At 39.2% G+C, this 11,053-nt stretch carries 6 protein-coding genes and 4 tRNA genes; 9 read left to right on the top strand and 1 reads right to left on the bottom strand.

Annotation, left to right across the window (positions count from 1 at the left end; genetic code table 11):
• Positions 1-50: 50 nt before the first annotated feature.
• The 6 genes from D5018_RS01475 to D5018_RS01450 all read left to right on the top strand — a co-directional run bounded on the left by D5018_RS01475 (position 51) and on the right by D5018_RS01450 (position 2,297).
• A tRNA-Glu gene (locus tag D5018_RS01475) sits at positions 51-126 on the top strand.
• Positions 127-247: 121 nt separating this feature from the next.
• Positions 248-323 (top strand) — tRNA-Glu (locus D5018_RS01470).
• 118 nt (positions 324-441) lie between these two features.
• Positions 442-517, top strand: a tRNA-Glu gene (locus D5018_RS01465).
• Between the two features lie 123 nt (positions 518-640).
• Positions 641-716, top strand: a tRNA-Ala gene (locus D5018_RS01460).
• A 114-nt stretch (positions 717-830) separates the two neighbouring features.
• Positions 831-1,703, top strand: coding sequence for a DUF4097 family beta strand repeat-containing protein (locus D5018_RS01455; protein WP_121837212.1), 873 nt, complete (start codon positions 831-833; stop codon positions 1,701-1,703).
• 66 nt (positions 1,704-1,769) lie between these two features.
• Positions 1,770-2,297, top strand: coding sequence for a fused DSP-PTPase phosphatase/NAD kinase-like protein (locus tag D5018_RS01450; RefSeq protein ID WP_121837211.1), 528 nt, complete (start codon positions 1,770-1,772; stop codon positions 2,295-2,297).
• Between the two features lie 57 nt (positions 2,298-2,354).
• Here the strand turns inward: D5018_RS01450 and D5018_RS01445 are convergent, their stop codons facing one another.
• Positions 2,355-3,557 carry an MFS transporter gene (locus D5018_RS01445; protein ID WP_121837210.1) on the bottom strand — a complete coding sequence of 401 codons (1,203 nt, stop codon included), beginning with the start codon at positions 3,555-3,557 and terminating at the stop codon, positions 2,355-2,357.
• A gap of 287 nt (positions 3,558-3,844) precedes the next feature.
• On the opposite strand from D5018_RS01445, the gene D5018_RS01440 reads away from it, so the two are divergent.
• The 3 genes from D5018_RS01440 to D5018_RS01430 all read left to right on the top strand — a co-directional run bounded on the left by D5018_RS01440 (position 3,845) and on the right by D5018_RS01430 (position 11,049).
• Positions 3,845-5,029, top strand: coding sequence for an efflux RND transporter periplasmic adaptor subunit (locus D5018_RS01440; RefSeq protein WP_121837209.1), 1,185 nt, complete (start codon positions 3,845-3,847; stop codon positions 5,027-5,029).
• Between the two features lie 15 nt (positions 5,030-5,044).
• Positions 5,045-8,194 (top strand): efflux RND transporter permease subunit, encoded by a 3,150-nt coding sequence (locus D5018_RS01435; RefSeq protein WP_121837208.1) that lies wholly within the window; start codon positions 5,045-5,047, stop codon positions 8,192-8,194.
• 293 nt (positions 8,195-8,487) lie between these two features.
• A complete protein-coding gene (locus D5018_RS01430) occupies positions 8,488-11,049 on the top strand; it encodes an immune inhibitor A domain-containing protein (protein ID WP_121837207.1) in 2,562 nt (853 codons plus the stop codon).
• Positions 11,050-11,053: the final 4 nt, after the last annotated feature.

The following is an 11,053-nucleotide window of genomic DNA, read 5'->3' as shown; positions in this document are numbered from 1 at the left end:
TAAGCTCTTTTAGTAATTTTGAGTAGAAATAAAATTATTAGTCCTATTGTGTCCCATTCGTCTAGAGGCCTAGGACACCGCCCTTTCACGGCGGTAACAGGGGTTCGAATCCCCTATGGGATACCACTTCTTATAATCGTAAGATTATAAGAGGGGAATCTGGAAACAGATACCACTATCTTTTATTAGATAGTAAATAAGCTCTTTTAGTAATTTTGAGTAGAAATAAAATTATTAGTCCTATTGTGTCCCATTCGTCTAGAGGCCTAGGACACCGCCCTTTCACGGCGGTAACAGGGGTTCGAATCCCCTATGGGATACCAATTCTTATAACTTTGGTTATAAAATGGAATCTGGGAACAGATACCACTATCTTTTATTAGATAGTAAACAAACTCATTTAGTAATTTTGAGTAGAAATAAAATTATTAGTCCTATTGTGTCCCATTCGTCTAGAGGCCTAGGACACCGCCCTTTCACGGCGGTAACAGGGGTTCGAATCCCCTATGGGATACCACCTTTTATAACTTTAGTTGTAAAATGGAATCTGGAACAGATATCACTTCTTATAATCAGAAGATTAATAGAAGTATCATCTTGTTATTATTTATCCAGTTAAGTATTATTGCTTGTCTAAATCGGGGCTATAGCTCAGCTGGGAGAGCACTTGCATGGCATGCAAGAGGTCGACGGTTCGATCCCGTCTAGCTCCACCATCAACCACCATTCGGTGGTTTTTTGTATCTGAAATTTAGATTTGACTCAATTTATAGACTTTTTACTCTAATTTTGCCATCCTATATGCTTCTCACATAAAATCAGGATGATTTATGGCAAGGTTAGCTAACAAATTATTGGGCATATTGTTGTTATCGAGTGTGTCACTTTTCACTCAAGCGGCAAGCTGGCAGCAAACACTTGAAGCTGACGCTCAATCAATCACTAAACTTCTCGCTTTTACTGGAAATGGAAGTACTAAAGTAAAGCTATCTTCTTCTCAAAAAGTTAAAGCTCTGTTGAATGTGCAGATCCCCGGTGATATGCAATCCGCAAAGTCTCATTTTGATGACTACATGCAAATCTACCTTAAACCAAATCAAAAAAAATTAACCTTAAAAGTAGGCTACAAAAAGGGAATACCAAGCTCTAAAAAGCTTGCAAAGGTCGATGTCCATATTTTAATGCCCAAGAATATGTACCTAGATTTACGAGATCTTGGAGGAACTGTTGATATTTCTGGATTGCGTAAAGGTTTGAAAGTAACGAATGGGGAAGGGAATATCTTACTTTCTAATAATAATGGAAAAATCATCATTAATGATAGAGCCGGTGATATTAAAATCTCTGGTGGTAAAGGTAAATTAAAAATCAATGATGGCAGTGGTGATATAAAAATCGCACATCGACAAGGCTCGGTTGCGATAAATGATAAAAGTGGTGATATTACAATACTAGATAACAAAGGCGCCGTCAGGTTGACTGATACTTCAGGAGATATCGCTCTGAATAAAGTAAGAGGCTTTGTAAAGGTTAAAGATGGCAGCGGGAAGCTAAGTATCAAAAATGTAAAAGGAAACGTAAAGTTTAAAAGTAAGTCTGGGCTGGTGGAGTTAGTCAATATTGATGGAAATGTAACTTCACAAGGGCATGGAAAAACGACACCTAAGTTGTCCAAAATTTCTGGCAAGCAAACAGGGATTTAGTCTGGGCGTGTTATTTAATGTTATCTTTGGTATATTAGTAAAATCTAATTTAAGAGGTAATGAATCATGATTAAAAAAACGATCACAAAGTGCTTGTTACTGTGTTTAGCCGTTTTTTCGGCAGCATCTATTGCAAAAACTACTGATGCGGATATACAGCAATTAGGTTTAAAAAAACTCAAACATCCACAAGCTACGGTTTATACAGGCGGGCAGCCAACTAAAACACAGCTAGAGGGTTTGAAAAAAGCGGGTGTTGAGTATGTCATCAACTTAAGACCAAAGTCCGAGCAGAACTGGAATGAAAAGCAATTTGTTGAATCGCTTGGTTTAACTTATATCTCAATACCTGTTGCTGGAGCTAAAGATGTCTCCGTTGCCAATGCGGATAATCTATCGAAGACGCTTTTATCAATAAAAGGTAAAGGTGTCTTTGTGCATTGTGCTTCAGGGAACCGTGTCGGTGCTTTAAAAGCTATAGATACATATCAAACTAATGGTAATGATGCTGAAGTTGCAATAGCAGTAGGTAAGCGTTGGGGATTAACGCGACTAGAGCCTTTAGTAAGAGAAAAGTTAAAATCAATTAAATAGAACCTTTCTCAACAAAATGCCACTAACTTAAATCAAATCTGAGTTAGTGGCTCAAAGTTATTTTTCCCACAAAGCCAACTTAAAATGGCCTCTAAAAAAGAGTATTGAAGCTGCTGCTATACACAGAGCTGCAGTCCAAATCGAATAACTGACTTGAACTAATGAAATTAAACTTCCTATTCCTGCTGCTATTAAATTTCCGACACAAAAGATAGTTACGAGCATTCCCATCAGCTGTCCTTGTGCTTTGTGCTCATAAGCCGTCGAAATATAGCTGGTGAGAAAACCGTTATAGATGCCGACTCCAAAGCCTACTAATGCGAATGTCATCCAAAAGTTATTCTCCGAAGTAATAGGTACAATAGTTAAAGCCATTGTGACTACTAACATACCTACCAGTCCTGCTTGAGCGGTTGTCATCTTTTTTTCGATTTTGCTGTTCAGCATGGTGCTACTGAAAATCATACAACTGGTAATTAATACCGTAGCCCAGCCAATTTGAGCAGGGTTGTAAGCAAACTTCTCTACTAGCCATAGAGGGTAAAATTCGTAATAAATGTTTATTCCGAGCATCAAAAAAAGATACAGAATAAAAAATTGTCGCAGTGATCTATCTTTCAATAAAACTAAACTAGACCCTTTATCTTCTTGCTCTATCACCCTATTTATCGAATTTGGTAAGAGCAATTGGCAGCATAGGGTGGCAACTAAACATACTAAGCCAGCAATAAAGAACAGAACATCAATTCCATATGGTGCTAGGTGACCTCCCGCCAGAGGACCAATCAAGTAACCGCCAAATCCCATTGCACTTATCCAAGATAAGCTTTTGGTTTTATTGATTGTTGGGTGCAGATCGATAGCTATAGCTCGAGCAATGGCAATATTGCCTTCGAATAAACCTGTCAAAAGTCGTGATAGAGCAAATAAAACAAAGCTTCCTGATATCGCAGCTATGGCGGTTAGCATATAGCTTAGGCTACAGCCGAACATAGTTAGTGTTAATACTTTTTTGCGTCCGTAGCGGTCAGAGTATGAACCAATAAAGCTTGAGCCAATAATTACACCAAGTGGATATATACCTATTATCACGCCAAATAAAATTTCTTTTGGAAGTGACATGAAGTGAGTTAGAGGATTTGTACCCTCATTAAATAGTGGTGCAAGTATGGGATAGGGGAGTGCAATACCTGAGACGCTAAGCAAAGTAACGAATAAGGTTACCCCTAAAATTGATTTAGCTTGAAGTTCTTTTTCCATTGACGCTCAGTCGATCTTTATTGATGAGGAAACGTACTATGTCATGGATATATTAATAAGTAAATTAAATTGTTTATTAAATTTAAAAGGGGGGGGAGTATTTGCAACATTTGAAACAGGTAGTAACACTTTATCATACTCATGTAGCATTTTATTGCTTATTATAGGGTCAATAATAAGACCTAAGCACAATACAAAAGGTCAATAATAATTGAATAAGGGAAATTCAGGCTCATAAACAAGTGATTGTTAAATGAGATAAGAAGGACCAAGAAGAGGACTTTAGTGTGGCAAGCCCAAAGCAAATTATTTTACCCATTGTCGTGATCACCATTGCCGTAGCAGCGGCTGTTGGTTTTTCATCAATGAAAAAGCCCCCAGAAGAAAAAGAGGAAATGGACAACCGTCCTGTTGTGGCAATTGAAGTCAATCAGATGGTTGACTATACCCACAAGGTTAATTCTTACGGTGTTGTTACTGGTAAGTATGAAACTCAATTAGTGGCGCAGGTATCAGGAGAAATTAAGTTTATTTCAGATGCGTTTGTGCGCGGTGGCTTTATTCGTAAAGGTGAAGTGTTAGCTAAAGTTGATGCTATCGATTACGAAGCCGCATTAATTGATGCACAAGCTTCAGTAGCGAATGCTCAATCTGCGCTTATTCTAGAAAAAGCTCAAGGTAAAGTAGCCGAACGTGAGTGGGCTCGTATTACCAATGGAACTCCTACAGAGCTTAGCCTTCGTAAGCCTCAACTTGCTCAAGAGATTGCTCGATTAAAGTCAGCTGAAGCTCAATTAAAGCGTGCAAAACGAAATTTAGAAAGAACCGTAATTCGTGCTCCTTACGATGCGTTAATTGAAGCGCGCGACATAGGGTTAGGTTCATACGTCAATGTTGGTAATCCATTAGGAAAAATTATCAGTGTTGAAACGGCTGAAATCCGTCTTCCTGTTGCAGATAAAGAGCTAAGTTTTTTAAGCGATCAAGGACAGTTATCAGATGTTGAGATTAAGACTCAACTGGCTGGTAAGACTCGTGTCTGGCAAGGAAAGATCATTCGCTCAGAAGGTGTAGTTGATAAAAATAGCCGCATGACATATTTAGTCGCACAAATCATCGACCCTTACGGGCTGAACAGCGACAAAGCGCCTCTTAAGTTTGGTTCATATGTGACAGCAACAATTTCAGGTGACCAAGCCGGTCAGGTAAGTGTTATTCCTCGACACTTAATTAATGAAGGTAAAGTTGCCCTTCTTAGTGAAGATCGTTTACTTAAATTAGCACCTGTGACCATTCTGCGTGAGTCAGGCTCAAACGCGATTATTTCTTCTGGGTTAAAAGATGGCGATAAAATCATTATCTCGGCACTGGATTATCCATTAGAAGGTATGGAATTAGCCTTACCAGAAGACAAGCAGAATAAAACTGACGAAGTCGATGCTGTAGAAACCCAACTAGCAGAAAAACAATAAAGGTAGGGATACACAATGATTGATACCAATAAAGGCATCATTGCTTGGTTTGCCCGAAACAGTGTTGCTGCAAATTTGTTAATGATCATTATCTTAATTGGTGGTCTATTAACGGCAGGTACTATTCGAAAGCAGTTCTTTCCGGCCGTAGAAAGTAACTGGCTTTCTTTTAATGCGGTTTATCCAGGCGCTGCTCCACAAGAAGTAGAAGAAGGGATCACCATTAAAGTCGAAGAAGCCTTAGAGTCAGTACAAGGTTTGAAGCGAGTGATTACCTACTCGCGTCGTGGTGGCTCAAATGGCTGGATTCAAATTGAAGATGATTATGATCCTCGGCAGGTACTTGAGGAAGTAAAATCAGCGATTGATACTATCTCCACTTTTCCTGGAACCATGGAAAAGCCTCAAATCATACATGAGAAATATACTCAAGAAGTGATGTATGTCAGCCTTTATGGTGATTTAAGTAATCGTCAGTTAAAGGACGTTGGTGAAAAAATTCATGATGAAATTTTGGCGTTACCGCTTGTTAATATCGCTGAGTTTTATAGTGGCTTAGGTTATGAGGTTTCAATTGAACTGAGTAAAGATAAACTTCGAGAATACGGTTTAAGTTTCAATGACGTTGCAAACGCGGTTCGAAACTATTCTCGGAATATGTCAGCAGGGCAAATCCGAACTTCTAACGGCTTTATCAACTTACGTGTCGAAAACCAAGCTTATGTGGGTCATGAGTTTGAGAAAATCCCATTAATCACTTTAGCCGATGGCAGTAATATTCGCTTAGGTGATATTGCCAAGGTTAATGATGGTTTCCAAGAGGGTCTACAGTATTCTAAATTCAATGGCAAAAACGCAGTAACCTTTGGTATTCGAGCTTCTCGTGATCAATCCATCACAGATGTTGCTAAAGTCATGCAGCGTTTCATTAAGGATAAACAAAAAACACTACCTCAAGGTGTGAAGTTTGAACCTTGGGTCGATATGACCTATTACCTTCAAGGCCGTTTAGACTTGATGCTTGATAGTATGAAAAGTGGTGCTTTGTTGGTTTTCTTACTACTTGCTTTGTTCCTTCGTGTGAGATTAGCTTTTTGGGTAATGATGGGGCTGCCAGTTTGTTTCCTTGGTACTCTGTTGTTTATGCCATTAGGTATGATTGACGTCACTATCAATATCATCAGTTTATTCGCCTTTATTTTGGTACTGGGTATTGTCGTTGATGACGCCATTGTGATGGGCGAAAGTGCTCATGCTGAATGTGAAGAAAAGGGGCAGTCACTAGATAATGTGATCCGTGGTGTTAAACGAGTTGCGATGCCGGCTACCTTTGGTGTATTGACGACTATTGCGGCATTTTTACCTATTACTCTTGATACCGGTCCATCCTCAGCCTTTGGTCAAGCGATTGGCTTTGTGGTTATTTTATGTTTGCTGTTCTCATTAGTTGAATCTAAATTGATTTTGCCTGCTCACTTGGCATGTATGAATCCACCAAAAGTCGTTCAACCTGGTTCTAAGAACCCTCTGGACTGGCTGCGTAATGGCGTGAATTTCTTACAAGGAAATGTTGATAAATCGTTGAAATGGTTTATCAGTTCCATTTATCAACCAACGTTAAAATCTGCCCTCAAGTACCGCTATACCGTAATCATGGCATTTATTGGCTTTATGATCATCTGTGCTGGCTTATACGCTGGTGGCTTTGTTCGCTTTATTGGTACGCCTAAAGTCCCACATGACTTCCCACGTGTTACCTTAGAGATGAATGAAGATGCTTCTGACAAAGCGACGTTAGCTGCGGCTTTGGAAATCAAAAAAGCAATTGAAACAGTAGAGCAAGAACTGGAAGAAAAGTATGGGCAAAGAATGATATCCGATATGCAGGTTGATCTTCGCGGTCGAACTCGTGCAGATATCATGCTTAAACTGGTTGATCCAATACACCGACCAATGGATACCTTTGCTGTTGCTGATTTATGGCGAGAAAAGTTTCCAATTATCCCTGGCGTTGACGAGTTGAGAGTTCAAGACAGCTTGATTGGTGGTGGCCGTGATGATGGTGATATTTCCTTCCGCTTAGAAGGTAAAGATGAAGAGCAACTTAAAGCGGCTGGTAAAGAGCTTGCAGATAAACTGAGGACTCTAGAAGGGGTAGGAGATGTCAATGACAGCAACCAATCCAGTACTAAAGAGATTCAGTTTGCGCTAAAACCACAAGCTTATGCTCTTGGGTTAACTCTACGAGATATCGCATCACAAGTGGGTAATAGCTTTTATGGTCTAGAGGCTCAGCGTATTTTGCGTAACGGTCAAGAAGTGAAAGTGATGATCCGTTACCCAGAAGAACAAAGAAACTCTATTGCTCAAGTGGGCGATACCCTAATAAAAACCTCAGTTGGGGCTGAAGTACCGCTATCTGAAGTTGCTGATATTATTCTGGTAGATGGTGTTAGCCGTATTCGTCGTGAAAATGGTAATCGTACCTTGAATGTTTGGGCTGCCGTTAATGCAGATGTAGTAGAGCCATTTAAAGTCGCTAAGGATATTCGTGATAACTTTTTACCAGAATTACTACTTAAGTATCCTGGTGTGAAAAGTGAGTTATCAGGGAGTATCCAAGAGCAGATTGATAGCACCAATACTCAGTTGAGAGACTTCATGTTATCAATGTTGGTGATATACACATTGTTAGCGATACCTCTAAAGTCCTACTCTCAGCCATTCATGATCATGTCAGTCATTCCATTTGGTGTTATTGGCTCGGTACTTGGTCATATGATCATGGGGATTGATTTAAGTGCGCTGTCTCTGTTTGGCATTATTGCAGCGGCTGGTGTTGTAGTGAACGACTCCTTGGTAATGGTCGATTACATCAATAACACTCGTAAACAAGGCATACCATTGAAAGAAGCGGTAATGAATGCAGGGCAAAAACGTTTCAGACCTATTCTGCTGACTTCTTTAACCACATTTATTGGTCTGTTACCAATCATGAGTGCAACCAGCATGCAAGCTAAAATGGTGATCCCAATGGCGGTATCATTAGGTTACGGTGTATTGTTTGCGACAGTGGTAACTTTGGTACTTGTACCTTGTATCTACCTATTTATTGAAGATATTAAAGGTCAAGTTCGCCGAGGATTGGATGCACTGAAAGCTTAATTTTTATCAGTAAATTCTTAGGGGAAGCATTTGCTTCCCCTTTTTTGTGCCTGAATTCTATATACCAATTTGCATTCAATAGTGATCGCTCTGAGTAGATCACATTTGAACGCAAATTGGTATTACTTTGACTATATTTAAAAAGCTATGCTTTTTTCGAAGTATCGCTTGTGGTTATACCTAAAAGTATAAAGTGAAATAAAAGTGGTTTCTGGCAACTCATAAGCGTTTTCGAAAATCAGTCGTTTGTCATGGATGGCAAGTTGTATTTCTGATTGAAAGAGAAGGTGCTTATGAACAAGGAAGTGTTAAAAGTTCTGTTATTACCACTCGCGATTTTGGCTAATCATGCTCAATCTCAAGAAGTTTCCTATTCTCCTGCTGATCCTGCAATCACCAATGAAAAACAAATTCTATATTGGATGCAAAAGCGTGGCGAGCTTGCTGTTGATGCCAGTGACGCTGAAAAGAAGAAGGCATTGGAGCAATACCTTAAGCCTTTTTCAAATCGAAACCATCACTATCAATCTGATTTTGAAATAGAGTCTCAGCAAAAGCTATTAAATCGAAAAATACAAAAAAGATCGCTTTCTCCACAGCTGGTATTGGGTTCAAATCCTAGTGCGGAAAAAACAGTAAAAGTATTGGCGGTTCTGATTGATTTTCCTGATCTTCCATATAACGACAATCGATTAACTAGTGGTAGCACTCCGATGTATTACCCTAGTTATCCAGTTTCCCATTATGAAGGATTACTTTTTTCAGAAAATGGTTATGCTGGACCAAGTGGTCAAACACTTCGTACCGTTCGTCAGTACTATAAAGCAGTGTCAGGTGGGAGTTTTAATTTTACTGGAGAAGTAAAGGGGTGGTTTCGTGCTGAAAACGACGCATCATATTATGGTCGAAACGCTCCGGGAACCAATAATGATGTTAATGCACCTGAGTTAGTAAAAGAAGCAGTGAGACAGGCTGCTGTAACAATGAGTGCAAGTGAGCTTGCTAGTTATGATATTGAAGATCCAAATGATTTGGATAATGACGGAAACGTAAATGAAAGTGACGGCATCATTGATCATGTCGTAGTTTTTCATTCTAGTATCGGGGCTGAGGCTGGGGGAGGTTTTTTAAAGGAAAATGCTATCTGGTCACACCGTTTTTTTGTCGATCAAAGCACAAGAGGTTACACATTACCAGGTACAGATAAAAAAGTATTTGGGTATACAATACAACCCATTGATGCGGCTATTGGTGTTGTTTCCCATGAATTTGGGCATGATTTGGGGCTGCCTGATGAGTACGATACTACAGCTTCACCACAAGACCCAAACTCACCTGTTGGCTATTGGTCGATTATGTCTAGCGGTTCATGGGCTGGCGATATACCTGGGACGCTTCCAAGTGGATTTAGCCCATACGCACGATCTTATTTACAAAACCGGTATGGTGGTAATTGGGTAAGAGAGCGTCATATCACTTTCAATGACATTACCGATGAAGAAGTGGATTTCACTCTTCATTCAGCAGTCAACCACAATGAAATTAACCAACTTTCAATCTCAATACCTAATCCACCTGAGCCTTTTAAATCAGCCTATTCTGGAGATTATCAGTATTATTCTGGTGAGGGAGATGATCTTTCCCATAAAATGACTTTTGAAGTCACACTACCGCAGTCTAATCAGCTTAAGTTAACCGCAAAAGCCCATTGGGATATTGAAAAAAATTACGATTTTGCACAACTCGGTATTAACGGCCTTTCCATTCCCGGTAATCATACTGTTGAAAATAATAATAAAAATAATGCAACGAATATCATTACCGGAAAATCCAGTGAAATTGCAGGTGCAGAAGGTGAAGATGCTTGGGTAACCTTGGAGTTTAATATTAGTGAGTTTGCAGGACAAACTGCCGATATTGAGTTCCGTTATACCACTGACAATACAGGCGGTGGCTATGGAATCGTTTTAGACGATATTAAAATTTTAAACAATGGAGTTGAAATCTATAGTGATGATGCTGAAGTTGTAAGAGATATTAATTTTTCAGGATTTACCCGAATCGATGATAAAAGAACGACGGCTTCAGATAAGCGCTATTTGATCCAACTTAGAAATCATAGTGATATTGATCAGGGACTAAAGTTTGAAGGCTACGAACCAGGTGTACTTATTTGGCTAGAAAATAAAATTTATGAAGGTGGCAATAAAGCGAATGCCGTTAAACAGCACCCAGGGGAAAGTTTAATTGGTGTTATTGATGCCGATCAGGTATTGATTGGTTCGAAGGATTCTAAAGTTCAAGTTCGAGATGCTACGTTTAGTCAATACGATCAATCTTCATATGATGATGATACTCATCTATTCCATAATCCTCTTTTTAAAGATATTGATGATTATACTTCTCCAGAACAGCCTCAAAGTGGAATGATTTTGCCAAAACTAGGCGTGACTATAGAAGTTATTAATCAAGATCCAGATAGCAGTGAAGCAACTATAAGAATCAGTCGAAATGATCTTGGAAACATAAATAGCTTTAAAGTTGATATCAACAGTGAGATTAATAATGCAACAGTGAGCTTTTCGCCGACTGTTAGCGGTAATGAAGGTGAAGTGAGTCATCAATGGGATTTCGGTAATGGCACTACGAGCACTGAACAAGCTCCGACTCATACCTATGCTGAAGCAGGGAGTTATGTTGTTCGTTTAACGGTTAGAGATTCTAAAGGAAAGACAGCCAGTGCAACCAAGAGAATTACAATTAATCAAGATGCTAATGAGGAAGAGAAATCTGGCGGTAGTACTTTGTGGTGGCTTTATCTTATTTTCTTAATTCCATTGAGAAATAGAAAATAAACTA

The sequence above is a fragment of the Parashewanella curva genome, assembly GCF_003675895.1.
GTDB lineage: Bacteria > Pseudomonadota > Gammaproteobacteria > Enterobacterales > Shewanellaceae > Parashewanella > Parashewanella curva.
This window is presented reverse-complemented; position numbering and strand designations above follow the sequence as displayed.